Below are 26,008 nucleotides of genomic sequence, written 5' to 3'. Positions count from 1 at the left end.
CGGCACGTGTCGGTCGGTGCGGGGCTGTTGGACAGGGGGCGGTGTGGTCAACGATTGGCGCTGGGTGCCCGCATGGCCGCTGAACGGCTGGCGGATCCTGGCGGTCCTCCTGCTCTGCGCCGTGGTCGCCACATCGATGGCGGGGTCGCCACTCGCAGGTTCGGTCGCCGTCGCGAGCCTGGCGTGTCTCTTCGGTGCACCCGGATCGCGGTCGGGATCGTCGGGACCCGAGCTCTCGGCGGGTTTCCTCGCGTTACTGGCGGCGATCGCGGGAACGGTCTCGATGGCGGTCACGCTGTTCGTAGTCACCGCGGGGCCGTCGCCCGGGGTCGTCCAGGAGACTCGGTGGACGCCGTTCGACATCGGCTTCCTGATGCTGCTGCTGTTCATCACGCTGCGTGCGATCGCCGATACTCGGCCGGGGCAGCTGGCGGGCGGGCTCATCGTCATCGCCGTCCCCGTGACCACGTTCCGGTTCTACGACACGAGGTCCTTCTCGTGGGCGAGCGTCGCGTTCTGGGCGGCCGCGGCGGCCGGCGGTGCGGTGATCGGCGCGCTGCTGTGCATCATCGACCTGCGTAGACGGGAGACGAGCGACGCGCGCCAGCGCGGACACCGCCTCGAGGTGGCTCGCGATCTACACGATTTCGTCGCGCATGACGTCAGCGAGGTGGTCGCGCAGAGCCAGGCCGGACAGATCCTGGCCGGTAGCGACGAGCGGCTCGCTGCGGTGTTCCGGCGGATCGAGGACGCGGGCCAGCGTGCGCTCGCCTCCCTCGATCGTACGGTGGCGATGATGCATCGCGACGCCGCCGACAACCCCGACCTACTCGCGTCCCCTCACACACTCGACGACATACGCGACGTGGTGACCCGTTTCGACGACTCATCGCCTGCTGATACCCGCATCACCATAGAGGCGATGCCCATGGTCTCCCGGGATGTCGCGGATACCGCATACCGCATCGTCGTCGAGAGTCTCACCAACATCCGTCGCCACGCGCCGAAGACCCCGTACGTGGACATAACCATCCGCTATGTGGGGACGGGCGACCTCGCGCAACCTCGCGGCTTGGAACTCGCGGTCACCAACCAGATCAGCGAGCGCGGAGACGCGCGCCTGAGACGCCCCAACGGCGGCCACGGCCTGCCGTCGCTTGCCCAGCGAGTCGAGGCGCTCGACGGCACACTGACGTTCGGGCCGACGGCCGGTCAGCAGTGGCGGCTGGCCGCCACCCTGCCGCTGCGGCATGGCTGATCGCTTCGCCGACTAGGCCGCGCGGCATATCCGGGGCACCTTCGGGCGCCCGCGGTGCTGCGAAATCATCCGAAAGTCGGATGTGTGGAGCCTGTGTATCCCCCTAGCGTCATATACGACGCGAGGAGGTGACGATGCCGGAACTGGCGGCGCAGACGATGGCACAGTTGCTGCCGCGGCTTCCGCTCGACCTGCAGCATGTGCTGCACCTGCGCGTCGTCGACCGGCTCAGCACCGATGAGACCGCGCGCACCCTGGGCGTTGAACGAGAAGCGGTCCTGATGATGCAGCACCGTGCGCTCACCGAATTGCGCGCCGCCCTGGCGTCGTGAGTAGGCGGTCCGATTCGCGTGGGCTCCGATAGCCATAGACCGATTAAATGGTCCGAAAGACTGATGCGCCCAGACTGTGCGGGCCCTTAACGTCATAGCGCGACGTGGGAGGGACGACGTAGGAGGAGGGTGCCGGACGACGGCACGGAGATGATGGCGGAGCCGCTCCCCGGGCTCTCGCAGCGATCGGAGGTGAAGCTGCGGGAGCCCGTGGGAGCGGTCGACTCCAGGGGCCACACGCCTACAGGCCGGTCACCGCTCGGCTCAGCGGGTCCCGGCCTCGCCGCGGACGGGTTCGTACCAGCCCGGCAGGCGCTGCGGGCGCAGGTCGGTCGTATCGTCCGGCCGGGTCAGGGTGAGAACGGCCCGGGCGATGTCGGGCCGATCGTGCAGCCGGTCCTCGATTGCGGCGAGGCGCTCAGCGACCTCGGATTCGGGTCGGTTGCCCACTATGTCCACCGCCGCCACGAGATAGATGCGGTCTGCGCCGACCCACTCCATGGTCAGGAAGCTGACCCGCTCGATGTCGTCGACCGCGAGGAGCGCCCGCAATGCCGTGTTGCGTGCCAGCGGCGTCACCGATTCGCCGGTGAGGAAGTCCATGTTGCGGCGGATCAGGAAGAGGGCGACGAATCCGAGCAGCACGCCGACGACGATCGAGCCGGCAGCATCCCATACGGGATTCCCGGTCACCTGATGCATGGCCATCGCGGCGGCCGCGACGACCACACCCACCAGCGCTGACGAGTCCTCCAGGAAAACCGCGCGCAGCACGGGATTAGAGGTGAGCGCGAGATAGCGGAGGGGGTGCAGACGACGCTTGAACGCGCCCGTCCGGGCCTGCCGCAGCGCTTGGAGGAAGGACGTGCCCTCGAGCACGAAGGCGAGCGCGAGCACGCTGTAACCCCACAGGTAGTCGCCACCCTCCTCGGGGGTGTGGAGCGAGGTGATGCCGTGCCACACCGATACCGCGGACCCCACGGTGAACAGCCCGAACGCCGCGAACATCGACCAGATGTACCCGGCGCGGCCGTAGCCCAGCGGGTGTTGGTCGTCGGCGGGCCGCGCCGCCGTGCGCGTCCCCACCAGCAGGAAGATCTCGTTGCCGGTATCCGCCCACGAGTGCGCGGCCTCGGCGAGCATCGACGCCGATCCCGTGATCGCGGCCGCGGCCGTCTTCGCGGCCGCGATCACGATGTTCGCCGCGAACGCGACGAGGACGGTGACGAGGCTGTCACCGGAGCTGTCCTTCTGGTCCGCCATGCCGGTCACCCTACGGGCGGTTGTTGCCGGGTATCGCGCAGAGCCGGAGCCGACACCCCCAGGGGGTACCTGTTGTAGTGTGGCCGCCGTGACCCGGAATCGCTGTGCAGCCAGGGTGGCAGTCGTGATCACCGCCGCTCTGGCCGTCCTCCTCATGCACGGGTCGATCGCGTCACCCCCTCGCATGCACGCCGTCGCTACCGCGGGTGTCCCCCGCATGCACGCCGTGGATCACCAACACACAAAGGCCGAAAAGGCCGTCGTCGACTGCGATCACCCGGGCTGCGGGCATCTATGCGCTGGGACCGCTGCATACCAGAGCCCGCTCTCGCCGGCGCCTCTGGTCACGGTCGTCACCCGGACGGACCAACTGGCGCGAGCCGGCGCGGTGGTGACGACCGCGGCGGTGGCACGCGGTCCCCCGGCCCGAGCGGCGCCCACCCTCGAAGAGCTCTGCCTCCTCCGGATCTGACCGGCGGACGCGCGCGGCCCCAGCCCGCGGCGCCCCCCAGCCCGATCAACCACTGAACATCCGGAGGAACACAACATGATTCGCAATACCACAGCCCGCATCGCCACCGGTCTGCTCGCAAGCTCCCTCGCGCTCGGGGGTTGTACCACCGCTGCAACCGACACGGGCTCGCCGAGCACGGCCGTCACCAGCGCGGTGTCGTCGAGTGCCGCAGCGTCGGGCGCGCGCTTCGCGCCGGCCGACGTCGACTTCGCCGAGATGATGTACCCGCACCATGCGCAGGCCGTCGAGATGTCGAAGATGGTCGCCGGCAAGGACGCAGGGCCGGACGTCGTCGCCCTCGCGAAGCAGATCGAGGGCGCACAGCAGCCTGAGATGGATGCGTTCGCTCGCCTGCTGAGGCAGTGGGGCAAGCCCGCGCCATCGGCCTCGATGGGACACCATATGGACGGGATGATGACAGACGAGCAGATGCAGCACCTGGGCACGCTGCGCGGCAGCGCCTTCGACAAGGCCTGGCTTCAGATGATGATCGCGCATCACAGGGGCGCGATCACCATGGCGGACGCCGAACTGAAAAGCGGCGTCGACCCGGAGGCGCGGACGATCGCGCAGGACATCAAGGCCTCCCAGCAGGCCGAGATCGACCGGATGCAGAAGTTGCTCGGCTGATCGCGGTCTGCGCGGCTACAGCGCGCCGAAGTAGCCCGTGGACCACCCGACCGCACCAAGGGCGGTTCCGTACACCTCGCGGTTGACGGCCGCGAGCGTGTCGCGCGCTGTGTGGTAGTCGATGTCGTAGGCCTCGCCGGCGGCGCCGCCCCACTTCTGAGCCTGCGCCGTGGTCTTCTTCTTCTCGGCACCGGTGTCGACGCCGCCGGACGGGATGCCCTGCTCGACGAACGGACCGTAATCGGACCGCCCGTCGAATGCACTCGCGTCGACGGGGACCTTCCGGTCGGCGAAGTAGTTGCGGAAGACCTGCTCGATGACGCCCGACCCGGTAGGGCCGGGGCCACCCTCGAGCTTCGACGAGCCGTCGCCGTCGTACGTGAAGTACCCGCCGTTGTGCGAGCCGAGCATGTCGAAGTTCAAGTAGCGCGCGATCTTCGAGCGGTCGGCAGGGGCGAGTGACTCGACGTATCTGGTCGAGCCGATGAGGCCCTCCTCCTCCGCACCCCAGAAGGCGAAGCGCACCTTGTTCTTCACAGGAGCGTTCGCACCGAGTGCCGTCGCGGTCTCGAGGACCGCGGCGGCGCCGGTGCCGTTGTCGTTGATGCCCGGCCCATCGGGGACGCTGTCGAGGTGTGCGCCCACCATCTGCACGGCGGTCGGGTCGCCCTCGCGGGTCTCGGCGAGCAGGTCCCAGGACTGCGCCTTCTTCGTCTGGGCGTCGACGGTGATCACCATCTCGGCGCCGTCGATGAGGCCGGCGCCCTCGGCTTTTGTCACCGAGACGACGGGGATGCTGCTCGCCTCCTGCAGCCCGAGGGTGCCATCGAGCTCGCCGTCGGCGTTGTTCACGACGACGAGCGCCTGTGCCCCCGCGGCCGCTGCGTGCCGATACTTGTCGCCGAACGGGCACATGCCACGCTGGACGACGGCGACCGCGCCCCGTGTCCTGCCGTAGTCGGAGTCTGCGCACCCCACCCCGGGGACGACGGCGGCTTCGGCCGTGATCGTGCCGCGTGATGCGCCGGAGCCGGACAGAGCGTTGATCGTCAGCGCCCGGCCTTCGACGGTCGCCTCCTGCTTGCCTACCGACCAACTGGCGGTGGTGAATTCGTGCCGTTCGACTGCGTACCCCGCACTCTCGAGCGCGTCTTCGACGTAGTCCAGGCTCTGCTGATAGCCGGGCGTTCCGAGGGCGCGGTTACCGCCGTTGCGGCGCGCGATGTCCTCGAGGGCTTGCAAGTGCTTGACGGCACCGTCCAGGGTCAGCTTTCCCGCGAGCGCGCGCGCCGCCGATGTTGCTTCTGCCGAGTGCGCGTTCCCGGGCGGGGCGGGCCGTGATGACGGCGCGGTCGGCACCGAGGCCGATGTACGTCCGCTCGACTGTGTGGCACGGTCGGTATCCGATGTGCTGCATGCGACCAGGGCGGATAGGGCGGTGGCCGCAGATGCGACCGTGGCGATGAGGCGGGCGGACGGTCGGTGGAGATTCCGGTGAGCCATGCCGATCATTAGAGCGCATACACAGCGGCGCCGGTGCACGAACGCGTACCGGACAGGGGCGCCGGACCTGCGCCCGATAGGGTCGATCGGTGAGCATCGTCGACCTGCTGTTGGTGGCGGTTGCGGGATTCGGGGCGGGGTTGGTCGGCTTCGTGACCGGCCTCGCATCGATAGTGTCGTACCCCGCGTTGCTGGCCGTGGGAATCCCGCCCGTCGCAGCGAACGTCACCAACACCGTCGCGATGGTCGCGATCGGGGTGGGATCGACGACGCAGGCGGCCTCGCAGGTTGCGAAGGAGCGCCGTGGTCTCGCGCAGCAGGTGGTGCTGTGCGCCCTGGGCGGCGTGGTGGGCGCCGCGGTGCTGCTGCTCGCGCCCGCGAGCAGCTTCGAGGCCGCGGTGCCGGCTCTCATCGCGATCGCTGCGCTCGCGCTGCTGCTCCAGCCGTCGCTTCGGGCCCGTGCGGGCGATCGCACCTTTCCTGTCGCCTATCCGATAGGCCTCTTCATCGTGTCGATCTACGGCGGGTACTTCGGGGCGGGCGCCGGTGTCATGATGCTCGCGCTGATGCTCGTCGCAACGGATCAATCCGTCTGGCGTGCAAGCGTGCTCAGAAGTTTCTTGCTGGCTGTGGCCAACCTGGTGGCGGCGATCGGTTTCGCCCTGTGGGGGCCGGTCCACTGGCCCGCCGCTATCGCCATGTCGATCGGCGCGTACGCGGGCGGCTACTGCGGACCACCCGTCGTCGCGCGCGTCCATCCGCGCGTCCTGCGGATCGGTGTCGCGGTATGTGGCTTCGGCCTCGCCGCGTGGCTCGCGCTGCGCTGATACCGGTCGATCACGGCCAGGAGATCGAGCCGCGCTGGAAGTCCTGCGCGAAACCCTTGCCGACCCTGTACTCGTCGGTGATGGGATAGCCGTACCCGGCGCCCGCGTAGCCGCCCGCCATGACCCACTTGTTGCGGATCTGGCCCCACACGATGTGCGCGCCCGTCCCTGGCGACCAGTAGATCGAACCGCCCTGGAAATCGTTGAACGCGCCTGCGCCGAGGCCCGAGAACCAGCCGGCCACGGGCGGCACGTCGATGGCGCGCTCGTTCGCGACCGGGTAGCCGAGCGGGCCGCCCTCCCACCCTGCCTTGCCCCACTTGTCGCGGATGGCTCCGCCGACCTGGTGTGCCGTACCGTTGTCGGCCCACGGGTGCCAGTAGAACGACGACGAGCCGAACCGCTGGAATCGCCCGCCCTTCTGTGCTGCCAGCTCGGGTGACGTGGGATTCCCCCACTTCCGCTGGCCGCCGGTCGCGATGTACGCGCGCTCGATGCTGCCCTTGACGAAGTAGCCACCGACCCGGCGGTCGGCGCCCGCGTCGCCGACCGCTAGCGAGGTGCCGGTCACTGCCGTCACCAGGGTCACGGCAGCCACACGAACTATGTTTCGCCTCGTAGTCATACCCACACCTCTTCCGTCACTTGTGTCGCACGTTAACGAGGTGTGCCGCCCTGCGCAAACTGGACTGAATAGATCGACTGATCTATAAATAGTTCATGCGATCGAAACGGACCTTCACGGAGCGCGCGCGCCGCGATCAGATCATCGTCGCCGCTACGGATCTGATGGCTGAGGTCGGCTACGGCAATACCTCGGTCCGCAAGATCGCCGAGCGCGTCGGCGTAGCGATGAGCGTGGTGCTGTACCACTTCACCAACAAGGACGAGATCGTCCGGGGCGTCCTCGAGGCGGCGATCGATGGGGCCGCCGAGGCCGTGCTTCCAGCGGTGGACGCCGAGCAGACCGCCGCGGGCAAGCTGCGCATTCGTATCCTGGCGAATGCCACGTATCTGCGCGCCGATGCGAAACGGTTCGGTGTCATCATCGACATCGGCACGAATTACCGGTCCACCGGCGGCGGAGTCGAGACCATCGAGCTCTCCCCCGACGTCGCGGAGCGCTTCGCCCGACTCGATTTCGAACCGATCCTGCGGCTGGGGATCGAGCGCGGGGAGTTCGCGGGTATCGACACGCGCATGGTGGCGACTCTCCTGTCCAGCGCGCTGAACGGAGTTCTCACAGAGGTGCTGCGTGACCCGGACTTCGACGTCGACGCATATGGCGTGCTGGTTGCGGACATGGCGGCGATGCTGGTCCGCGGAGGCGAGTGACGATGGCGTACATAGTGATCGCGAGTTGGGGATCGCGTGGAGACATCACCCCGCTGTGTGGGCTTGCACAACGGCTACAGCGTGCCGGGCACGAGGTGGTGATGACGGCGCCGACGCCGCTCACCCCGATGCTCGCCGAGCGTGGTATCCGGGCGCTGGGCGTGGACCACGTCGAGCCTACCGACGACGACCTGTCGAGCGTCGATGTCAAGCCTCTGGCCGCGCTGCGGGAGCTGGTGTCCCCCGGCGGAATGCGCGCCCTGGGCCGGTCATTCCTCGCCGCGCTCGCGGGCGAGCCCGCCGACCTGGTCCTGTTGTCCCCGTTCGCGGAGCTCGCCGGGCACGCGTTCGCGGAGAGTCGCGGAATCCCGACGATCGGCGTCCGGCTGCAACCGATGTCGGCGACAGCAGCGCACACTCCGGCGCTGATGGGCGGGCGAGACCACGGCGCAATGCTCAACCGGGCGGCGGGACACCTCGGCAGCGGCGCGGTGGACGCGTTGTACCGCGGCGTCGTCACATCGATGCGGCGCGATCTGGGGCTGTCGCCTGTGTCCGCGCGCCGGGCCCGGCGCATCCGGACCGAGTCGCAGTGGCCTGTGCTGCACGGCTATTCGGCGTCGGTGTCGCCGCGCCCGGACGACTGGCGTTCCGGCCTGGACGTCACGGGGTATTGGTGGACGCCGCGCCCCGAAGGATGGGAGCCCGCCGACAGGCTGACGCGATTCCTCGAGGCCGGCGAGCCGCCCGTCCTCGTCTCGTTCGGCAGCCTGATGATGCCTGATGCCGAGAAGCGGCGCGTTTCCGAGCTCGTGTCGGAGGCCGTGTCCCTAGCCGGTGTGCGCGGGCTCGTCCAGTCGGGATGGGCAGGGCTGCAAGCAGGTTCGGCAGATGTCATGACGATCGGCGACACGCCCTACGATTGGCTGTTCCCGCGACTGTCGGCAGTGGTGCACGCGTGCGGGGCGGGGACGGCAGCGTCGGCCCTGCGGGCCGGGATCCCGACGGTGGCGATCCCCGAACCCGGTGGTGACCAGCCGTTCTGGGCGGCGCGTCTGGAGGCGCTCGGTGCCTCCTCGGCGACGCTCTCCCGGCGCCGAGCAACAGCACGCTCGCTGGCGGACGCCATCGAACGCGGCGTCTCGCAATCCACATACCGCTCGGCCGCAGCCACGGTCGCCGAGAGGCTCGCGGACGAGGACGGTGCGGGTGTTGCGGTGGCAAGGATCGAGGAGTGTTTGGCGGAGCGCGGCTGATGCGGCGAAAACCGTTGCAGGTCAGACCAGGCCTGCATCGTGCATAGCGATCGCGACCTGTACGCGGTTAGTGGCGTCCAGTTTGGTGAAGATGCGCGAGATATGCGCCTTGACCGTCGGCACGCTCAGGTACAGCTCGGCAGCGATCTCGGCGTTCGACGCCCCTCGCGCGAGACTGATAGCGACGTCCCGCTCCCGCGGGGTGAGCGTCTCGACAGCCTGCTGTGCGGGCGCGGCACGGCCGTCCGCGCCCGGGCCGTCCGAGTGCCCGTGCACCACCTGCTTGATCAGCGCAGCGGTGACCGACGGACTGAGCGCGGGGTCGCCCGCCAGCACGCGCTCGATCGCGGCGACGATCCCCCCGGGAGGCGTGTCCTTGAGCAGGAAACCGTCGGCGCCGACGGCGAGGGCGCGTACCACGTAGTCGTCGGCATCGAACGTGGTCAGCACGAGCACGGCGGGCGCCGGCGGCTCCCGCTTCAGCAGCGCCGTGGCCTCGATGCCGTCCATCACCGGCATTCGCAGGTCCATGAGGACCACGTCGACCGGATCCGCACGGTGGAGGTCTACCGCCTCGCGGCCGTTGCCGGCCTCGGCCACGACGTCGAAAGCCGAACTCCCACCGAGCAGGAGCCGCAGACCCGACCGCACCAGCGGGTCGTCGTCGACGAGCATCAGGCGGGCTGTCATGCCTGCCACGGTAGCCACACCGTCAGGACGAAGCGATCGTCAGAGGTGATGCGCGTCGTCTGCCTACCACCCGCCAGCTCGACGCGCTCGGCCAACCCGACCAGCCCCAGGCCCGAGCCCGGAACCGGTGTCGGCGCCAGCGGTAGCGCGTTGACCACCTCCAGTTCCATGCCTGACGCCTGGGCTCCGCGGATCCGCACATGCACCGTCGCCGACGGTGCATGCTTCCGGGCGTTGGTCAGTGCCTCCTGTAGGCATCTGTAGGTGGTGCGGGCGAGGGCTGCGGGCGCGTGAGACAGATCGGCAGAGCACGCGTATTCGATATGCATCCCGGTCGCGCGGTTGTCGTCGACGAGCCCGTCGATGTCGGCGGGCGACGCCTGTGGCCGTTCGGGCGTTGCGTCGCCCGGCCCTTCCCGCAGCACACCGAGTACCTCGCGCAACTCGGTGAGCGCGAGATGCGAGGTCTCCTGGATGACGGTGGCGGTCTCGCGAACCTGCGCGGTAGGTAGATCCTCCCGGTATGCGAGCGCGCCGGCATACATGTGCACTGTCGAGATCCTATGTGCGAGAACGTCGTGCATCTCCCGCGCGATCCTGGCCCGCTCGGCGGTTCGGGCCTGCTGCACCTTGGCCGCCTGCTCGTCCTCGGCCGACTGCGCGCGCGCCTGCCAACTGGCGAGCAACTCGCGGCGGGACCCGATATACATGCCCCACGCGATCATGAGACCCACGATCGCCGCCATCGCACCGGTGTTGATGAGGGCATGCGAGGAGTCGGCGCCGGGGAAGTACGTCTGCGCGACCGCGCCGCACACGAACGCCAGCAGGGCCTGCGGCACGATCTCCCGCCAGCGTCTCCGCGTCGCGAGTGACACCATCGCGAGCGCCGACGCGCCGGATGCAGCCGCCGACACGAGCCCCGCGAGAGTCGTGAAGGTCGCGACGGCGACGGGGTATCGCCGTCGCCATCGCACGACGACGAAGCAGACGCAGCCGATGGCGATGTCGCCGGCCAGCCACCAGCGCGCGTGGGCCAAGCGTTCGGCCGTGGCGGGGGCCGATGAGAGCACCGACAGGACCAGAGCCAGACCGAAGCGCCACAGGTGCCCCCATCTCGTCAGGGCCGGCTGGTAGTCCTCGGGGCGCACTCCGACCACGTTAGTCACGCCGACGCTTCGAATGCGTCCGTCCGGCGGCTACTCGGATCCCCTACTTTCGGCGGGGGTCGGAATGTGCGAGCGGCCGATGTGCGCGCCGTTCGACACGTCCAGCATGGAATGCATGATCGCAGTCGAGAATCTCACCAAACGCTACGGCGACTACACCGCCGTCGACGATGTCTCGTTCGTATGTAAACCTGGCCAGGTCACGGGGTTCCTCGGGCCGAACGGCGCCGGGAAGTCCACCACGATGCGGATCATCGCGGGCCTCACCCCGGCCACGTCGGGGTCGGCCACAGTGGGTGGCCGGGCGTACTCGGGCATTCCGAATCCTGCCACCCGGGTGGGCGTCCTGCTCGACGCCTCCGCGCAACATGCCGGTCGTACCGGCGCTGAGGTCCTGACCCTGACGGCGATGACGCTCGGTATGCCTCGCTCGCGCGTCGACGAGGTGCTCGAGATGGTGAGCTTGAACGCCGAAGAGGCGCGTCGCCGCGTCCGCAACTATTCGCTCGGCATGCGGCAGCGGCTCGGCATCGCCAACGCGTTGCTCGGTGACCCCGAGATCCTCATTCTGGACGAGCCGGCCAACGGTCTCGATCCCGCCGGCATCCACTGGATGCGTACCCTGTTACGCGACTACGCCGACCGCGGTGGCACGGTACTGCTCTCCTCGCACCTACTGCACGAGATCGAGATCGTCGCCGACGACATCGTCGTGATCGGGCACGGACGGATCGTCGCCCAGGGCACCAAGCAGGAACTGTTGGCCGGCACCGGCGCTCGCGTGGCGGCCACCGACGACACGGCTCTGTGGCGTGCTCTGCACGCCGCCGGCCTACGTGCCGAGAAGGTCGCCGGCGGTGGCTTCACCGTCGACGCATCGCCTGCCGACGTGGGCAGGATCGCCTTCGAGGCGCGCATCCAGCTCGTCGAGCTCCGCGCCGGCGACGGTGCCCGCCTCGAGGAGATCTTCCTTCAGCTGACCCAACAGACACAGCGCGAGCAGCCCGCACACCTAGGAGTTCCCGCATGACCACCCTCACGCCCCAGAACACCGTCGAGCGCCGGTCGGCGCCGATTCCGCTCAGCCGACTGGTCCGCGTCGAATTACGCAAGCTGGTCGATACCCGCGCCGGGTTCTGGCTCGTAGCGTCGATGGGCGTGATCTCGCTGGTCGTCGCGGTCGTCATGCTGATCGCGCGCAGGAACAGCCCGGAGAAGCTCGACCTCAGCGGGTTCGTCACCGTGATGAACATGCCTACGTCGGTCATCCTCCCGATCCTCGCGATCATGCTGGTGACGGCCGAATGGAGCCAGCGCACCGCGCTCGCGACGTTCACGATGGAACCGCGACGCGAGCGGGTCGTACTGGCCAAACTCGGCGCCTCCCTGATCGCCGCGATCGGTGCGGTCGTGTTCGCCCTTGTGATCGGGGCACTCGCGAACGTCCTTGCCGGCGTCGTCTACGGAGCTCCTGCGGGCGCGTGGAACTTCTCAGGCGCGGATCTCGTGAACTCGCTCACCATTCAGGTGTTCGGGCTGCTCGTCGGATTCGGCTTCGCGGCCCTGATCCTCAATACACCCGGCGCGGTCGTGGCCTACTTCGCGCTGCCGTCGGCGATGGGCATCGTCGCTGGAGTGGTGCCCTGGTTCCGGGACCACCTCGGCCGCTGGATCGACACCACATCGACGAACCAGCCCTTCCAGACGGGTGACTGGGCGTCGGGCATCGAATGGGCGCGGCTCGCCGTGTCCGCCATGATCTGGATCGGCATACCGTTGGCGCTCGGAATAATCCGGATCCTTCGGTCGGAGATCAAGTAGCCCTGAGCAGGCGACGTCGGGGCGGTGTCAGCCCAGCGTCGCCTGCTCCGCGGCGATGGTGGTGTCGTCTCCGTGCCCCGTGTGCACGACCGTTTCGGGTGGGAGGGCGAACAGCCTGGCGCGGATGGAACTCTCGATAGTCGGTCGGTCGCTGAACGAGCGTCCGGTAGCGCCCGGCCCCCCGTGGAACAGGGTGTCGCCGGAGAACACTGCTGCCAGGTCGGGCGCGTACAGACACACCGCGCCGGGCGCGTGTCCGGGCGTGTGCAGCACTCTCAGGGTCGTACCCGCGATGGCGATCTCCTGCCCGTCCGCGAGGTCGTCGTCCCACGTATCACCGGGATGCGTGAGCTCCCAGAGCGGTCGGTCGTCGGGATGCAGCAGGATGGGTGCACCGGTCGCCTCACGCAGGGCCGGCGCGCAGCGGCAGTGGTCGTCGTGTGCGTGCGTGAGGACGATCGCTCTCACAGTGCGGTCGCCTACAAGGGCCAGGATGTCGTCCACCGAGTGCGGGGCGTCCAGCACGATCACCTCGGTGTCGTCGCCGATCACCCAGACGTTGTTGTCGACGTCGAAGGTCTGCCCGTCGAGGGAGAACGTACCGCTCGTGACGGCGTGGTCGATGCGTGCGCTCATATCCTGCAGATCCTGCCATCTCCTGTCGTGCGGCGGCTACGGCCGCTCGTGCTCGACGGTGGCGGGCGTCAGGCCCCATTCACTGCGGCCCAGCCGGCTCGGAGGCGCGAGCCGAGCGAAGTCGGGCAGGCCGTCGTCGGCGAGGATCGAGCGCGCGACCGCGACGTGCCGGACCGCGCCGAGGATCACCGCGCAGTTGCCGACGTCCAGGATCAGGTGCTTGGTGCACTCGATCGACACGGGTGCCTCTGCCACCCGCGGCGGTGCGACGGTGGCACTGCGTTCCGGCGTCAAGCCGGCCAGTGCGAACTCGTCGACGCCGTGCTCGACGTGCTCCGAGGTCCGGTTCATCTGCTCGATGAGTGATTCCGTGCCGATGTTCACGACGAACTCCCCTGTTTCGAGGATGTTGCGCCACGAATCCTTATGCCCCACAGAGGTGAACTGCACGATCGGCGGCGCTGTCGATGCGACTGTGAAGAAGCTGTACGGCGCTAGATTCAGTACCCCGTCCGCCGCGCGCGTGGAGACCCAGGCGATCGGTCGCGGCACGATCGACGCGGTGAGCAGGCGGTAGAACGCGCCCGGATCCAGCTCGTCGGGGTCGAATGAGGTGGCGTCGCTCGGCACGGGGCCACCGTAGCCGAACGAGCGACGCTCTCGCTGTCGTCGAATCGCATCCCGCCGCGAGTCGGGCGCACATCTCCACCGCATCGCCCGAATGGCCGTGTGGAGTCGTGCACCCGGACTGTGGATATGTGCACGTCAGGGGTCGTCCGGGATCCGAACTGCACGCCGGCGCGTCTAATGGGTATGGGAGACGTACACCGGTATTCGGACCTGGTGAAGCTGGTCGGCCGATCGGAGGCGGAGCGGCACCGCAACGCGGTCACGCACGGAGTCAGGGCGAGCGGACCGATAGGCCTCGCCGAATTCGCGTCGGCCATCGCGGAGCTGTACCCCGATGCCGCGTTCTGTGGTTGGTCGGCGGCGCGACTCTACGGACATTTCATGGCGCGTGGGTACGAGCGCCCCGTGGAGCTCTGGACCCCGCGACCGATCCGCCGTAAGGATGTGATCGCGCGCCGCAGCGTGATCGATGCCGACGAGATCGTCGTCAGCGCTGGTATCCGCCACACGGACGGCGCGCGGACGGCCATCGATCTCGCGCGCTACGTCAGCGGCGACCGCGCGATCGCGGCGATGGACCAGTGCCTGCGCACATACCGCTACAGGGGGCCGATCACGACCGTGGAGGGGGTCGAGGAGCGGCTCGGTCGACGCCGATGGAGGGCGGACCGGGTCCGTGCCGTCTTGGCGGAGGCGAACGGCCGCGCGGAGTCGCCGGAGGAGACGTATACGCGGCTGCTGTTGCACCGCAACGGTTTCAGCGGCTTCGTCCCGCAGTGGGAGGTGCTCGACGGAACCTACCGGCTCGACCTGGCGGAGCCGGAACTCTGCGTTGCAGTCGAGTATCAGGGCGTGCACCACCGCGACGCGCGGCAGTTCGCCGCCGACATGGAGCGACTCAACCGCCTGCAGACCGAACTCGACTGGCACGTCGTGCTCGTCGTCGCGGGCGATCTGGATCGTCGCCGGGAGACGCTACTCGCCCGGGTGCACGCCGCGCTCACCCGGCGCGGCTGGACCGAACCCGCGGCGTAGGTTCACCGGTCCACATCCCCGGTGCACATCTCCACGCGGCTACTCGGCCGATGCGATGGACATGTGCATCCGACCGGCGTTGCGCAGAACGCACTCGCCGTTTATTGTTTGACATACAATAAACGAGGAGGATCGGTGGCGACGTCCGTTCCCGCGCGACGCGCGACGAGGGCTGCGGGTCAGCAGACGCGAGCGGCGCTGCTGCGGGCGGCTGCGGACCTGTTCGAGTCCGACGGCGATGACGTGCCGCTGTCGCAGATCTGCGCTGCCGCGGGCGCGCATCCGAACCAGGTGACGTACTACTTCGGTTCCAAGGAGGCCCTGTTCGTGGAGGTCGCGTGCGGTGCCGTGCTGCGTGCCGGCCGTAGAGCGGAGGACGATGCGGCGCGCACCACGACCGTTCGCGCCTACACCCAGGCGCTCGTCGAGACGTTGCTCGGTGCCGAGGCGGCAAGGGTTCGCCTGTTCGTCGAGGCCATGCTCTTGGCGGGTCGCCGCCCCGAGCATCGGCCCGCTGTCGACTCGGCTCTTGCTCAGCTGTACGAGGCCGGCGAGCGCGCGCTGATGGACACGCTGGTGCGCACCGGTTGGGAATTGCGCGCCGCGCCGGGTGTCGAGGCGAGGGCGTTCTGGTCCGCGGTCTTCGGCATCGCCGTCCAGAAGCACGCCGGAGTGAGTGCCCGATCGCTCGAGGACGCGGTCACCGTCGTCTTCACCAGTCTCCAGATTCCCGAGTCCGTACTGGACTCCCCCGTGCCTCAACCCGATCGGAGTCGACAGTGACCAGCACAGAGAACGCCGTCCATCCTGCGCCGCACAGTACGCATGAGGTACTGAACCAGGCCGTCCCCCGCGAAGACGTCAACGAGTACACCACTAACGTCGTGCTCGATGAGGCGGTGCGTCGTCACGACGCCGATTGGGCCACAGCCGAACTCGCCGAAGTCGGTGCGCTCGTCGGCACCCGGCGGTTCCAGCACGACGCCGAGCTTGCGAATACCGTGACCCCCGTCCTGCAGACGCACGACAGATGGGGCCGACGGATCGACGAGGTCGAGTACCACCCCGGGTACCACCGCATCATGTCCGCAGCGATCGCCCATGGGGCGCACACGTCGGCGTGGGCGAATCCGCGACCCGGTGCCAACGTCGCGCGGGCCGCGACCTTCATGCTGTTCGGCCAGATCGAGCCCGGCCACGCCTGCCCCGTCTCGATGACCAACGCCGTCATCCCCTCCTTGGATCTGCAACCCGACGTGAGCGCGATCTGGCGCCCGCGTGCCCTCTCCCGTAGTTACTCCCCCGACCTGGGCGGCCAAGGGAAGTCGTCGGCGCTCTTCGGCATGTCCATGACGGAGAAGCAGGGCGGATCGGATGTGCGGGCGAATACGACCGTGGCCCTGGCGGCCGGCCGTGGCGGACCGGGAGGCGAGTACCTGCTCACCGGCCATAAGTGGTTCTGCTCGGCGCCGATGTCCGACGCATTCCTGATGCTGGCTCAGGCATCGGAAGGCCTGTCGTGCTTCCTGGTTCCTCGCATTCTGCCCGACGGCGAGCGCAACGTCTTCCGCATCCAGCGGCTCAAGGACAAGCTGGGAAACAAGTCCAATGCGTCGTCGGAGATCGAGCTGGACGGCACCGTCGGCGTGATGGTGGGCGAGCCCGGTCGCGGCGTACGCACGATCATCGAGATGGTCGCCCGCACCCGGCTCGACTGCGTCCTGGGTTCGGCTGCGGGAATGCGGCAGGCCGTAGCCGAGGCGGTGTGGCACGCGCGGCACCGCGCGGCGTTCGGGCGCACACTCGCGGACCAGCCCGCGATGTCCTCGGTCCTCGCGGATCTCGCCCTGGAGTCGGAGGCGGCAACCGTCACCGCGATGCGCCTCGCCCGCGCCCACGACGAGGACGCCGACGTCGGCGAGCGCGCATTCCGGCGTCTCGCAACGGCGGTGGCCAAGTACTGGATCTGTAAGCGTGGCCCGCATCACGCGTACGAGGCGCTGGAGTGCCTGGGCGGCAACGGCTACACGGAGGGCTTCCCCCTCGCGCGGCGCTACCGCGAGCAGCCGGTGATGGCCGTGTGGGAGGGGTCGGGCAACGTCATCGCCCTCGACGTTCTGCGCGCGATGACCCGCGAGCCCGAATCGGTCGCGGCATTCGACGCCGAGGTCGGCCTCGCACGGGGCGGCCACCCGCTGCTCGATGCGCACCTCGACCGCGTACGCCGGCAGTTGGCTGAGGTCGCGGCCGCCGACGCGGATACTGCCCAGCTCCGAGCCCGCACGATCGTCGAGTCGATGGCGCTCGCGCTCGAAGCGTCGCTGCTGGTCCGCTTCTCCCCCGCACCGGTCGCCGAGGCTTTCGTGGCCGCGCGGCTGGGCGCGGACCGCGGGCTCGAGTACGGCACCCTGCCTGCCGGTACGGACCTGGCTGCGATTCTGAGGCGTGTCTGACCCACAGACTGAAACAAGGCGAATAGCATCGAGGCTGCGGAGAGGGCAGGTCACCGGTTATCGTCTTCGCCGAGACTGGAACAGGTTCTCGTTTGGCAGTAGTCGAGCGGAGGTGATGATGGCACCCACCGAGCAGGCGGTCGCTGGCGCGCCGAGTCGGGAGGATCTCGACTCGGCGGCTCAGCGCGAGCGGCGGAAGCGGATCGTGGACGCGACGCTGTCCCTGGCCCGGAAGGGCGGGTACGAAGCGGTGCAGATGCGAGCGGTCGCCAAGAAGGCGGACGTGGCGCTCGGCACGCTCTATCGCTATTTCCCGTCCAAGATCCATCTGCTGGTGGCCGGGCTCGTGCGCGAATTCGAGAGTGCCCAGGAGAAACTCGACAAGTCGCCGATCCCGGGTGAGACGCCCAAGGAGCGTGTGCTTTTCGTGCTCGAGCGCAACACCCGCATGTTGCAGCGGGCGCCGCTGCTCACGGAGGCGATGGTGCGCGCGTTCATGTTCGCGGACGCTACAGCGGCGGCCGAGGTGGAGACGGTCGGCAGGCTGCTCGAGTCGATGTTCGCCCGCGCCATGGGTGAGGACGATCCGACGCCACGCGAGCGTGATGCGTTCCGGCTCATCGCGGACGTGTGGATGGCGAACCTGGTCGCCTGGGTCACGCACAGGGCGTCGGCGACCGACGTGCAGAAGCGCCTCGAAGTGACGGTCGACCTGGTCATAGACGACTGATAGCGGCCCCGCCGAACGTGCCGGGTGACCGGTGCGGGTGAACCTGGGCGAACCGCTCATTACCAACCAAACACTTGCTAGGCTCCGATCGGCAGCCCTGAGAAGGAGAAGTCAGTGAGTTCCATGGTGATGTACCGCGGCGCGCGGGTCGTCACGAAGAGCCTCTCCACCATCGGGCGATCCGTGTTGCTCACTCGCGACGTCATCGTGGCGATCGTGACAGGCGTCGTCCGGCGTGATCTCGCGCTGGGCGAAGTGGTCACGCAGGCGGTGACGCTGCTGCGCGTGACGTCGCTGCCCGCATTCCTGGTGGCGATCCCGTTCGGTGCCGTCGTGTCGGTACAGGTCGGCGCTCTCGTCGACCAGGTCGGCGCGAACTCCCTGGTCGGCGCCGCCAGCGGCATGGGCATCATCCGGCAGGGCGCACCGCTGGCCACGGGCGTGCTGATCGGCGGCGTGTGCGCCTCCGCGATCGCTGCGGACCTGGGGGCCCGGTCCATTCGTGAGGAGCTCGATGCGATGCGCGTCATGGGTGTGGACCCGGTCGCCCGGCTCATCGCCCCGCGCCTGCTGGCGCTGATCCTGATAGCGCCCATGCTGCTCATCGCGATCGTCGCGGTGTCCATGCTCATCGCGCTCGCGGTCGCGCTCGCCAAGTTCGGGATCAGCGCGGGCGGCTTCTGGTCGTCGTTCGGTGCGTTCTCGAATGCCGCGGACCTGGTGTTCGCCGTGCTCAAGGCCGAGTGCGGGGCCGTGGTCGTCGGCCTCGTCGCCGGATTGCGCGGAATCGAGGCGCGCGGCGGCCCCCGGGGCGTGGCCGACGCGGTCAACTCGTCGGTCGTGCTGTCGATCATGTTGATCTTCCTGTCCACGCTCGCGCTCACCCAGGTAGAGACGATGTTCTTCCCGAGCGCTGTCGCATGACGGCGGTCGTCGTCGGGAACACCCGCCCGCGAAGGAGACCGAGCGGGCCCGGGATGATCTCCCGCGGGGTCGCGCACCTCGGCGAGGCGCTGGTATTCGTGTGGCAGGCCTTCTACCTGATGCCCGTCACGCTGCGGAGGTACCGCGGCGAGACCATGCGGGTGCTCAACGGTCTGGCGTGGGGCAGCCGGTCGATCATCGTCGACGGCGGCGTCGTCGTGATGATGCTGGTGCTCGGCGCGGCGGGCGGTGCGGCCGTCGCCATCGAGGCGTACGCCGGCCTCGATCTGATCGGCTTCGGACCGCTCACAGGTGTGGTGGGAGGCCTCGCCAACATTCGCGAGATGATCCCCATCTCGGCCGGCATCGGATTCGCGGCTCAAGCGGGCTGCCGCATGACGGCGCAGATCGGGTCCATGCGCATCGCTGAGGAGATCGACGCCATCGAGGCACTCGGCATCAGGTCTGTGCCGTATGTCGTGGGCACGCGTCTCATAGCCGGCATGCTCTGCGTGGTCCCCTCGTACTTGTTGACCCTCCTGGTCAGTTTCGCGACCTGCAGGCTCATCGTGACGGTCTTCCACACCCAGCCGCCCGGCACCTACAACCACTACTTCGACCAGTTCCTCGACCCCACCGACATCGCACTCTCCACTGTCAAGGTGATCGTGTTCTGCGCCGCGGTCACGCTCATCCACTGCTACTTCGGCTTCTACGCGTCGGGCGGTCCCGAGGGCGTGGGCCGCGCGTGCGGTCGGGCCGTCCGGGCCAGCCTGGTGACGGTGCTCTCGCTGGACTTCATCCTGACCGTCGCGATGTGGGGCATCACGCCCACCATCAGGTTCGTGGGGTGAGGTGACGTGGCCCAACTCCTGATCGGGACGCCGCAACGCCAGCACCGCGTGTACATGACCGTCGGCATCGCCGCTATCGTCGCGATCGCCGTCGTCGCACTGGTCTTCGTGGGCGTCAGAAGCATCGCAGGGGGTGACGATCGCATGCCGCTCACGGTGTCCGCACCGGACGTGGGTGCGGGCGTTCGGGCCGGAACAACCGTCACCATGCGTGGCGTGCCCGTCGGCACGGTCTCTGCGGTGGCCGCCGACGGTGCCGGCCGGGTCAGGGTGGCACTGCGTCTCGACCGTGCCGACATCGCCGGCCTGACGGACACCTTCACCGTGCGGTACCAACCGGGAAACTACTTCGGCGTCACCGAGCTGGCGATCGTGCCGGGCGAGGGTGGTTCGCCGGTCCGCGCGGGACAGGTGCTGCGCCCGGAGCAGAGTACCGACACGATCTCGGACCTGCTGAACAACAGCTCGGTGCTGGTCAACAGCATCATCACCGACCGACTCGTGGACGTGACGCGGCGTGCTACGTCGTACACCCAGGCGCTGACACCGCTGCTCGAGCTGGGCTTCACGCTGGAGCAGCAGGTCGCGGCGACGCAGAAGATGCGGATCGGACCCCAGATCGCGTTGCTACGCCGCACCGTCGACGGCGTGCCCGGCGTCGTCGACGCGGCCTTCGGGTCGATGGTCGAGTTACTGCACATTCCGCTCTCCGCCGACACGGTCTACAACTTCACGCCGATCGACAAGACCACGCAGCTGCTCGGCAGCGGGTTCTTCGGGCCGCTCGGCGCCATGCTGGGATCCCATAAGGACGACTTCACCCCCGCAACCCTGATCCTGCGCAGTGTGACGGACACCGCGACGACGGTGCTCGGCACCGTCAGCATCTCCCGACAGGTGATTCCGCTGATCGACAGGCTGAACCACTCGTTCGTGACCAGGAACGGCAAGCAGGCGCTGAGCGTGAAGATGATCGTCGACCGGCTGCCCGCCGCTGCGGCCGCCCTCGGGGCGACCACGGGGAACGGGAGGTAGACCGATGGGCCGGATAGGCATCAAACCCCTGATCGTCCTCGCCGTCGCGGTCGTATGCGCCCTGCTGATCACGTTCGGCGTGCTCGCCGCGCTGCACAACCCCGTGTCGGGACCGATGCGCACCTACACGGCCGACTTCTCCGATGCGTCGGGCCTGCACGACGGGGGCGACGTGCGACTGCGAGGCGTCCTCGTCGGCAAGGTCTCGTCGGTGTCGGTGCAGCGCGAAGGCGATGGTGATAAGGCCGAGGTCACGTTCACCGTCGGTACGGACCATCCGATCACGTCCACGACGAGGCTCTCGATCAAGTATCAGAACCTCACGGGCGAGCGGTTCGTGGAGATCTCGCCGGACTCCGCGGACGGCGCCCCGGTCTCGCATGTCCCCATGTCGCGGACGACTCCGTCGTTCGACATCACCTCGTTGTTCAACGGGCTGGGGCCGGTCCTGGGGACACTGAATCCGCAGGACGTGAACCAGCTCACCCGCAACCTCGTATCCCTGCTGGAGGGCGGCGGGGTCGGAGCCGAGGACATGTTCTCCGACCTCGACCGCATCACAGCGAATCTGGGAAACCGGCAGCAGGTCATCTCAACGCTGGTGGACAACGTGGCCAGTGTCGCCAAGAACATGAACGACTACAACCCACAGGTGGTCGAGTTCATCACCAACTTCGACCTGCTGCTGGACAAGACCCTGGCCAGCCTCAACAACTTCCGGCTCACAGCGCAGTACGGTCCGGGCTTCGTCGACGCCACCAACCGGCTGCTCGCCGGCTTGGGCCTCGCCCCCGACATGGACCTCGACCAGTTCCTATCCGATCTGATCAAGGACCCACAGTCCGCAGCCGCCGCGCTACGGCGACTACCCGGGGTCTTCTCGGCGCTATCGGCACTCGTCGGCGACCCCGGTCCCAAGGTATGTAGCCACGGTGAGGCGCCGCTCCCCTCCTCCGTGAAGATCTTCTTCGGTGGAGCCAGCGTCACGGTGTGTGCCAGATGATCCCGCACGGAGGTCACTGGCGGACGCTGGTCGACAAGACCACCCTCATCGGCTTCGTCGCAGTCGCGATCGCCCTCGCCGTCGGTCTCGTGCTCGCGGGCCTCTACCTGCGACCGCTCGGCCAGCGCGACGTCGTATTCCTGACCACCGATGCGGCACTGGTCAAACCAGGCAACGAGGTTCGGGCATCGGGCGTCAAGATCGGCTCGGTCCACAAGGTCGACCTGGAGGCGCAGGACGTGAAGGTCACCCTCAAGATCGACGACGGCGTCTACCTCGGCGATCGCACGACCGCCGCGGTCCGGATGCTGACGGTGGCGGGCGGGTTCTACGTATCGCTCAGTTCGGCGGGCGGTGCGCCGCTCGGCGCCGCGATCCCCGCCGACAGGGTGAACCTGCCGTACACCATCTCCGACATGCTGCAGCAGGTTCCGACCAAACTGCAGCCGCTAGACGAGAAGCAGCTCGCGGACTCGCTGTCGCAGGTGACCACCGGCCTGGACACCAACCCGGACGGCCTGATCTCACTCGCCAAAGGCGTGGACTCGCTGATCGACCAGCTGACCAAGCAACGTGAGGACGTGGGCCGCATCGCGCAGGTCGCATCCGACTACTCGGAGAGCTTCGCGCGTAGCCGGGTCCAGCTGTTCGAGATGCTCCGCAAGGCGTCGATCGCGGTGACCGTGCTCGACGAGACCCACGTCGGTTTCGCCGCGGCGTACCGGGGGCTGGGCGAGTTGTTCGGCCGGATCTCCACGATCACGTCGTTCTACGACAAGCACCGCGAGCAGATCTACACGGCGGTCAAGGAGCTGGAGGCGTCGGTGGCGAAGATGAACGTCACCTTCCCCGGCCTGATCGCTCAGTTCCACGGCCTCGTCGACACGCTGCAGAAGATGCTCGACAAGACCGGTCGGCCGGACGGGGCCAAGCAACTGCTGGCCACGCAGATGTGCTTCCCTTCGCCGGGGGTGACGTGCTGATGGGTGCCTCCCGGAGCCTGCTGCGCGTCTGCGTGGCGGCCGCCGTCGCCGTCGCAGCCGTGGCGACGGGCGCCCCGCAGGCGGTCGCAGCGCAGAGCACGCTCTGCGCGATCATGCCCGACTCGATCGGGCTCTACCCGGGCAACGACGTCACGCAGATGGGCGTGGCGATCGGGCGCGTGAGTTCTGTTCGAGCGCAGGGCGACTCGGTCAAAGTCACGTTCTCGGTCCGGAACCGCGAGCTCCCGGCATCCGTGCGCGCGGTGACCCGCTCGACCAGCATCCTCGCCGATCGCGCTCTCGAGCTCGTCGGGAACTACACGTCCGGCCCGAGGCTCACGGGCACGGGCTGCATAACGCGTGACAAGACCGCTACCCCGAAGTCCATCACGCAGACGACCGAGGCCGCCACGCAGTTGGTCGACTCCCTCACGCGTGGCGGTGCCGACGCGGACATCGCCCAGCTGGTCGAGGTCCTCGACCGCGAGATGACGGACTCGGTGGCATCGCACGGGAAATCGATTCTGGGCGACACCTCGACGCTGCTCAGCGACCCTGCGGGATTCGTCACGGACGTGTCGTCGATCGTGTCCGATATGCGTCCACTGCTCGCCAGTACGACAGCGCAGTGGGGCCAACTGCTCGCATCGCTCGACCACGGCCCCTCGGTCCTGCAGGCATACGGACAGACGGTGTTCCCCGCTGTGACCGCTATCTACACGGGACTGCCGGGCGCGATCAACATGGCTGCCGACATGGTGTTGCGCTACGGCGATCTGCTGAAGCCGACACTGGACACCGCCGCCGCTGCGATCCACCTCGCCGCCTCCGGTGCGCGCTCTACCGAGGATCTGATCAAGACGCTGCCCGTGTTCGGCAACACGGTGTCCGCGCTCGCCGGTCGCGCGGGCGCCGTTCGGGGTTATCGGATCACGATGCCTCGCGTGCGTGTGCCGACCGCGGACCCTGCCGCGATCTGCGCGCGCATCAACGCCCGGGTACCGGGCGGATGCTCCGTGTCCGACGGTGCGGCACAGGTCGCCGGTACCCCGCTCCTGCAGTACGTCTACGAGGGAGGGCGATGATGCTCAGACGCCTGGTGCCGGCGGTGGCCCTCGCGACGGCCGCCGTGACCACTGTCGGGTGCAGCGTGAGTCCCGCGACCATGGACTTCTCGAACCCGCTGTCCGGAGGCGGCGACTTCAGCGTCGCCATGCGCTTCGCCGATGCACTGAATCTTCCTGTCGGAGCTCAGATCACGTACACGGGGCTACGGGTCGGCCGCGTCGCCAAGGTCGCCCTCGCCCCAGGCGCCGCTGTGGTGACCGCACAGATCTCGAAGGGGGCGGATCTTCCCACGACGGTGCGCGCCTCGATCGTGCAGGACACGCTGCTCGGCGAGTCGTATGTACGGCTCGAGCAGCCGACCGGATCGAGCGGGGCGGTGAAGCTGCACGCCGGGAGTGTCCTGCCGCTCGCACAGACGACCGCACCGCGCTCCGTCGAGGGCACGCTGACGGTGCTCGCGGACTACTTCGGCACCGGCTCGGTGCAACGGATCAGTGAGACGGTCACCAAGGTCAACTCGTCGCTGCCGGCGGATCCAGGCAAGCTGTCGCGGCTGTCCAGCCAGATCGGCAAGGACGTATCCGGCGTATCCGCAGCGCAGACGGAGGTGAACGATCTGCTCGACTCGCTCGTCGACACGTCGAAGACCATGCGGAACCACAACGCCGACTTCCAGTGGGTGCTGACGCCCTACCACATGCGGTACTGGCACAATCAGGGCCTGCTGATGTCCAACGTCGGCAGCCTGCTCCCCGCCGTCCAGTCCCTCTTCACCGGCGGCTACTGGATGATCCCGATGATGGACTCGATCTCGGACCTGCTCGACCTGATAACGGTCGACGGCGTGACACTCGGCAGAGCGATCCACTCCGGCTCGGCGCTGGTGAACGACCACATCGCGCCTATCGCCGTGGAACCGCAGATAGACGTCGGCTCGGTCGCCACCTCGGACGGGCGCAACCTCGCACCCGGTATGGCGGATATTCTGCGGATGATCGGCGGTGGACGATGAGGGCGACCAACGCGCTCTCGGTGCTGGGCCTCCTGGCCCTCGCCGTCGTGTCGTTCCTGTTGCTGGGACAGCAGGGCGTGCAATGGCTCTCGCCGCGTGGGCAGAAGACCGCGACGGTATCCGTGACCGACGCGGCAGGGCTGATCGTGGGGTCGCGCGTCCTCGATCGCGGCGTGCAGATCGGGCACGTCGCCTCGATCTCCGTCGACGCGCAGAAGGTCGATCTCGCGCTGAGCTACGACGGCCAGACGCAGATCCCGCAGAACGCCACGATCCGGATCGAGAACCTATCGGGGCTCGGCGAGGCGTATCTCGCCGTACTGCCGTCCAGCAGCTCGGGCCCATACCTCGCGGACGGCGCCCGGGTCGACGGGGTCCTGGACACCTCGGGATCGACGGTCGGTGCATTGAGTACGGCACTGTCCACTCTGATGCGTCGACTCGACCCGGATGCGGTGAACCGCATCCTCGATCGTGTCGGGGACGCGCTGCCCGGCTCTGCGCCCGACGTGGCGTCGATCGAGTCCGGGGCGAACCTCGTGTCGGTCGCGCTGCTGCGGCAGATGCCTCAGATCAAGGACATCCTCGCGTCGACGCAGACCATCGCGCCGCAAGCGGACTCGGTCGGCCCGCAGCTGAAGGCCATGGCTGCTCCCCTGCGGCTCGCCGGTCACACGTACTCGGTGATGGCCGAGTCCACGCTCGCGCTCATGCACACCAACACGTTCCCCGACATCATCGAGAAGGGCCCGCTGGAGCTGTTCAAGTGGATCCAGCAGTTCGAGGATCGCGTCGGTCCCGATGCCAAGTACCTCGGTGACCTGTTCCTCCCGGCGGTGCGGGCGGCTGCGGCCCCGATAGCGACCATCAACATGGGCAGCCTGCTCGACACCGCGCTGGGAATGACGTCGAAGAACGCGGTCACCATGCACCTTGCTGCCCCGGCCGGTTCCGGCCCCGCGGCAACGTCGGCGGGCCGCGCCGCGCCGCCGTCGAACACGGTCTCCGTATCGCCGCGCCCCTCAGCACCCCGTTAGGCAGGTGGTC

General features: G+C 68.3%; 28 protein-coding genes. 21 read left to right on the top strand and 7 right to left on the bottom strand.

Features of this window, described 5'->3' with window-relative positions; translation table 11 throughout:
* Nucleotides 1-43 precede the first annotated feature (43 nt).
* Nucleotides 44-1,258 (top strand): histidine kinase, encoded by a 1,215-nt coding sequence (locus P0W64_RS14410; protein WP_275480831.1) that lies wholly within the window; start codon nucleotides 44-46, stop codon nucleotides 1,256-1,258.
* 134 nt (nucleotides 1,259-1,392) lie between these two features.
* A complete protein-coding gene (locus P0W64_RS14405; protein WP_275480830.1) occupies nucleotides 1,393-1,590 on the top strand; it encodes a sigma factor-like helix-turn-helix DNA-binding protein in 198 nt (65 codons plus the stop codon).
* 264 nt (nucleotides 1,591-1,854) lie between these two features.
* On the opposite strand, the gene P0W64_RS14400 is transcribed toward P0W64_RS14405, so the two are convergent.
* Nucleotides 1,855-2,853, bottom strand: coding sequence for a cation diffusion facilitator family transporter (locus P0W64_RS14400; RefSeq protein ID WP_275480829.1), 999 nt, complete (start codon nucleotides 2,851-2,853; stop codon nucleotides 1,855-1,857).
* Between the two features lie 88 nt (nucleotides 2,854-2,941).
* On the opposite strand from P0W64_RS14400, the gene P0W64_RS14395 reads away from it, so the two are divergent.
* Nucleotides 2,942-3,325, top strand: a complete 384-nt coding sequence (locus P0W64_RS14395) for a DUF6153 family protein (RefSeq protein ID WP_275480828.1) — start codon at nucleotides 2,942-2,944, stop codon at nucleotides 3,323-3,325.
* A 75-nt stretch (nucleotides 3,326-3,400) separates the two neighbouring features.
* Nucleotides 3,401-3,997 (top strand): DUF305 domain-containing protein, encoded by a 597-nt coding sequence (locus P0W64_RS14390; protein WP_275480827.1) that lies wholly within the window; start codon nucleotides 3,401-3,403, stop codon nucleotides 3,995-3,997.
* Between the two features lie 15 nt (nucleotides 3,998-4,012).
* On the opposite strand, the gene P0W64_RS14385 is transcribed toward P0W64_RS14390, so the two are convergent.
* Nucleotides 4,013-5,500 (bottom strand): M20/M25/M40 family metallo-hydrolase, encoded by a 1,488-nt coding sequence (locus P0W64_RS14385; protein ID WP_275480826.1) that lies wholly within the window; start codon nucleotides 5,498-5,500, stop codon nucleotides 4,013-4,015.
* An 89-nt stretch (nucleotides 5,501-5,589) separates the two neighbouring features.
* On the opposite strand from P0W64_RS14385, the gene P0W64_RS14380 reads away from it, so the two are divergent.
* Nucleotides 5,590-6,327, top strand: a complete 738-nt coding sequence (locus P0W64_RS14380; RefSeq protein WP_275480825.1) for a sulfite exporter TauE/SafE family protein — start codon at nucleotides 5,590-5,592, stop codon at nucleotides 6,325-6,327.
* Between the two features lie 10 nt (nucleotides 6,328-6,337).
* Here the strand turns inward: P0W64_RS14380 and P0W64_RS14375 are convergent, their stop codons facing one another.
* On the bottom strand, nucleotides 6,338-6,925 hold the full coding sequence (locus P0W64_RS14375; protein WP_275480824.1) for a lysozyme: 588 nt from the start codon (nucleotides 6,923-6,925) through the stop codon (nucleotides 6,338-6,340).
* Between the two features lie 122 nt (nucleotides 6,926-7,047).
* Here P0W64_RS14375 and P0W64_RS14370 point away from each other — a divergent pair, with 122 nt between their 5' ends.
* On the top strand, nucleotides 7,048-7,662 hold the full coding sequence (locus P0W64_RS14370) for a TetR/AcrR family transcriptional regulator (RefSeq protein ID WP_275480823.1): 615 nt from the start codon (nucleotides 7,048-7,050) through the stop codon (nucleotides 7,660-7,662).
* A gap of 2 nt (nucleotides 7,663-7,664) precedes the next feature.
* Complete coding sequence (locus P0W64_RS14365) at nucleotides 7,665-8,918, top strand: glycosyltransferase (RefSeq protein WP_275480822.1); 1,254 nt, start codon at nucleotides 7,665-7,667, stop codon at nucleotides 8,916-8,918.
* A 21-nt stretch (nucleotides 8,919-8,939) separates the two neighbouring features.
* Here the strand turns inward: P0W64_RS14365 and P0W64_RS14360 are convergent, their stop codons facing one another.
* Both P0W64_RS14360 and P0W64_RS14355 read right to left on the bottom strand, forming a co-directional pair.
* Nucleotides 8,940-9,608, bottom strand: a complete 669-nt coding sequence (locus P0W64_RS14360; RefSeq protein ID WP_275480821.1) for a response regulator transcription factor — start codon at nucleotides 9,606-9,608, stop codon at nucleotides 8,940-8,942.
* Entirely contained in the window at nucleotides 9,605-10,759 is a 1,155-nt protein-coding gene (locus tag P0W64_RS14355) for a histidine kinase (protein ID WP_275480842.1), read from the bottom strand. The genes P0W64_RS14360 and P0W64_RS14355 overlap by 4 nt, the downstream gene beginning before the upstream one ends.
* Nucleotides 10,760-10,892: 133 nt before the next feature.
* On the opposite strand from P0W64_RS14355, the gene P0W64_RS14350 reads away from it, so the two are divergent.
* Both P0W64_RS14350 and P0W64_RS14345 read left to right on the top strand, forming a co-directional pair.
* Nucleotides 10,893-11,807: an ABC transporter ATP-binding protein gene (locus P0W64_RS14350; protein ID WP_275480820.1), complete on the top strand. Its 915-nt coding sequence runs from the start codon at nucleotides 10,893-10,895 to the stop codon at nucleotides 11,805-11,807.
* On the top strand, nucleotides 11,804-12,598 hold the full coding sequence (locus P0W64_RS14345; protein WP_275480819.1) for an ABC transporter permease: 795 nt from the start codon (nucleotides 11,804-11,806) through the stop codon (nucleotides 12,596-12,598). The genes P0W64_RS14350 and P0W64_RS14345 overlap by 4 nt, the downstream gene beginning before the upstream one ends.
* A gap of 27 nt (nucleotides 12,599-12,625) precedes the next feature.
* Here the strand turns inward: P0W64_RS14345 and P0W64_RS14340 are convergent, their stop codons facing one another.
* Nucleotides 12,626-13,234, bottom strand: a complete 609-nt coding sequence (locus tag P0W64_RS14340; RefSeq protein ID WP_275480818.1) for an MBL fold metallo-hydrolase — start codon at nucleotides 13,232-13,234, stop codon at nucleotides 12,626-12,628.
* Between the two features lie 36 nt (nucleotides 13,235-13,270).
* Nucleotides 13,271-13,864 (bottom strand): flavin reductase family protein, encoded by a 594-nt coding sequence (locus P0W64_RS14335; RefSeq protein ID WP_275480817.1) that lies wholly within the window; start codon nucleotides 13,862-13,864, stop codon nucleotides 13,271-13,273.
* Nucleotides 13,865-14,047: 183 nt separating this feature from the next.
* On the opposite strand from P0W64_RS14335, the gene P0W64_RS14330 reads away from it, so the two are divergent.
* The 12 genes from P0W64_RS14330 to P0W64_RS14275 all read left to right on the top strand — a co-directional run bounded on the left by P0W64_RS14330 (nucleotide 14,048) and on the right by P0W64_RS14275 (nucleotide 25,998).
* Nucleotides 14,048-14,899, top strand: coding sequence for a hypothetical protein (locus P0W64_RS14330; protein WP_275480816.1), 852 nt, complete (start codon nucleotides 14,048-14,050; stop codon nucleotides 14,897-14,899).
* Nucleotides 14,900-15,034: 135 nt separating this feature from the next.
* On the top strand, nucleotides 15,035-15,682 hold the full coding sequence (locus P0W64_RS14325; protein ID WP_275480815.1) for a TetR/AcrR family transcriptional regulator C-terminal domain-containing protein: 648 nt from the start codon (nucleotides 15,035-15,037) through the stop codon (nucleotides 15,680-15,682).
* Complete coding sequence (locus P0W64_RS14320) at nucleotides 15,679-17,352, top strand: acyl-CoA dehydrogenase family protein (protein ID WP_275480814.1); 1,674 nt, start codon at nucleotides 15,679-15,681, stop codon at nucleotides 17,350-17,352. Before P0W64_RS14325 ends, P0W64_RS14320 begins: the two co-directional genes overlap by 4 nt.
* 118 nt (nucleotides 17,353-17,470) lie before the next feature.
* Nucleotides 17,471-18,082 (top strand): cholesterol catabolism transcriptional regulator KstR, encoded by a 612-nt coding sequence (gene kstR / locus P0W64_RS14315; protein ID WP_275480813.1) that lies wholly within the window; start codon nucleotides 17,471-17,473, stop codon nucleotides 18,080-18,082.
* A gap of 123 nt (nucleotides 18,083-18,205) precedes the next feature.
* Entirely contained in the window at nucleotides 18,206-19,006 is an 801-nt protein-coding gene (locus tag P0W64_RS14310; protein WP_275480841.1) for an ABC transporter permease, read from the top strand.
* Between the two features lie 53 nt (nucleotides 19,007-19,059).
* Nucleotides 19,060-19,860 carry an ABC transporter permease gene (locus P0W64_RS14305; RefSeq protein WP_275480812.1) on the top strand — a complete coding sequence of 267 codons (801 nt, stop codon included), beginning with the start codon at nucleotides 19,060-19,062 and terminating at the stop codon, nucleotides 19,858-19,860.
* Between the two features lie 6 nt (nucleotides 19,861-19,866).
* Nucleotides 19,867-20,895 carry an MlaD family protein gene (locus P0W64_RS14300; protein ID WP_275480811.1) on the top strand — a complete coding sequence of 343 codons (1,029 nt, stop codon included), beginning with the start codon at nucleotides 19,867-19,869 and terminating at the stop codon, nucleotides 20,893-20,895.
* A 4-nt stretch (nucleotides 20,896-20,899) separates the two neighbouring features.
* Complete coding sequence (locus P0W64_RS14295) at nucleotides 20,900-21,898, top strand: MlaD family protein (protein WP_275480810.1); 999 nt, start codon at nucleotides 20,900-20,902, stop codon at nucleotides 21,896-21,898.
* Complete coding sequence (locus P0W64_RS14290; RefSeq protein ID WP_275480840.1) at nucleotides 21,895-22,881, top strand: MlaD family protein; 987 nt, start codon at nucleotides 21,895-21,897, stop codon at nucleotides 22,879-22,881. Before P0W64_RS14295 ends, P0W64_RS14290 begins: the two co-directional genes overlap by 4 nt.
* The gene (locus P0W64_RS14285; protein WP_275480809.1) at nucleotides 22,881-23,966 is read left to right on the top strand and encodes an MlaD family protein; all 1,086 of its coding nucleotides are present in this window, start codon (nucleotides 22,881-22,883) and stop codon (nucleotides 23,964-23,966) included. The genes P0W64_RS14290 and P0W64_RS14285 overlap by 1 nt, the downstream gene beginning before the upstream one ends.
* On the top strand, nucleotides 23,963-24,961 hold the full coding sequence (locus P0W64_RS14280) for an MlaD family protein (RefSeq protein WP_275480808.1): 999 nt from the start codon (nucleotides 23,963-23,965) through the stop codon (nucleotides 24,959-24,961). The genes P0W64_RS14285 and P0W64_RS14280 overlap by 4 nt, the downstream gene beginning before the upstream one ends.
* Complete coding sequence (locus P0W64_RS14275; protein ID WP_275480807.1) at nucleotides 24,958-25,998, top strand: MlaD family protein; 1,041 nt, start codon at nucleotides 24,958-24,960, stop codon at nucleotides 25,996-25,998. Before P0W64_RS14280 ends, P0W64_RS14275 begins: the two co-directional genes overlap by 4 nt.
* Nucleotides 25,999-26,008 lie beyond the last annotated feature (10 nt).

Source organism: Tsukamurella sp. 8F (genome assembly GCF_029167375.1).
Lineage (GTDB): Bacteria > Actinomycetota > Actinomycetes > Mycobacteriales > Mycobacteriaceae > Tsukamurella.
Note: the sequence above shows the minus strand (reverse complement) of the source record. Positions and strands in the feature narration are given on the sequence as shown.

Coding starts and splice junctions, on each gene's coding strand:
- P0W64_RS14405 (WP_275480830.1), top strand. CDS start 1,393: ATGCCGGAACTGGCGGCGCAGACGATGGCACAGTTGCTGCCGCGGCTT.
- P0W64_RS14400 (WP_275480829.1), bottom strand. CDS start 2,853: ATGGCGGACCAGAAGGACAGCTCCGGTGACAGCCTCGTCACCGTCCTC.
- P0W64_RS14390 (WP_275480827.1), top strand. CDS start 3,401: ATGATTCGCAATACCACAGCCCGCATCGCCACCGGTCTGCTCGCAAGC.
- P0W64_RS14385 (WP_275480826.1), bottom strand. CDS start 5,500: ATGGCTCACCGGAATCTCCACCGACCGTCCGCCCGCCTCATCGCCACG.
- P0W64_RS14370 (WP_275480823.1), top strand. CDS start 7,048: ATGCGATCGAAACGGACCTTCACGGAGCGCGCGCGCCGCGATCAGATC.
- P0W64_RS14365 (WP_275480822.1), top strand. CDS start 7,665: ATGGCGTACATAGTGATCGCGAGTTGGGGATCGCGTGGAGACATCACC.
- P0W64_RS14360 (WP_275480821.1), bottom strand. CDS start 9,608: ATGACAGCCCGCCTGATGCTCGTCGACGACGACCCGCTGGTGCGGTCG.
- P0W64_RS14350 (WP_275480820.1), top strand. CDS start 10,893: ATGATCGCAGTCGAGAATCTCACCAAACGCTACGGCGACTACACCGCC.
- P0W64_RS14345 (WP_275480819.1), top strand. CDS start 11,804: ATGACCACCCTCACGCCCCAGAACACCGTCGAGCGCCGGTCGGCGCCG.
- P0W64_RS14340 (WP_275480818.1), bottom strand. CDS start 13,234: ATGAGCGCACGCATCGACCACGCCGTCACGAGCGGTACGTTCTCCCTC.
- P0W64_RS14330 (WP_275480816.1), top strand. CDS start 14,048: ATGGGAGACGTACACCGGTATTCGGACCTGGTGAAGCTGGTCGGCCGA.
- kstR (WP_275480813.1), top strand. CDS start 17,471: ATGGCACCCACCGAGCAGGCGGTCGCTGGCGCGCCGAGTCGGGAGGAT.
- P0W64_RS14310 (WP_275480841.1), top strand. CDS start 18,206: ATGGTGATGTACCGCGGCGCGCGGGTCGTCACGAAGAGCCTCTCCACC.
- P0W64_RS14305 (WP_275480812.1), top strand. CDS start 19,060: ATGATCTCCCGCGGGGTCGCGCACCTCGGCGAGGCGCTGGTATTCGTG.
- P0W64_RS14295 (WP_275480810.1), top strand. CDS start 20,900: ATGGGCCGGATAGGCATCAAACCCCTGATCGTCCTCGCCGTCGCGGTC.
- P0W64_RS14290 (WP_275480840.1), top strand. CDS start 21,895: ATGATCCCGCACGGAGGTCACTGGCGGACGCTGGTCGACAAGACCACC.
- P0W64_RS14285 (WP_275480809.1), top strand. CDS start 22,881: ATGGGTGCCTCCCGGAGCCTGCTGCGCGTCTGCGTGGCGGCCGCCGTC.
- P0W64_RS14280 (WP_275480808.1), top strand. CDS start 23,963: ATGATGCTCAGACGCCTGGTGCCGGCGGTGGCCCTCGCGACGGCCGCC.
- P0W64_RS14275 (WP_275480807.1), top strand. CDS start 24,958: ATGAGGGCGACCAACGCGCTCTCGGTGCTGGGCCTCCTGGCCCTCGCC.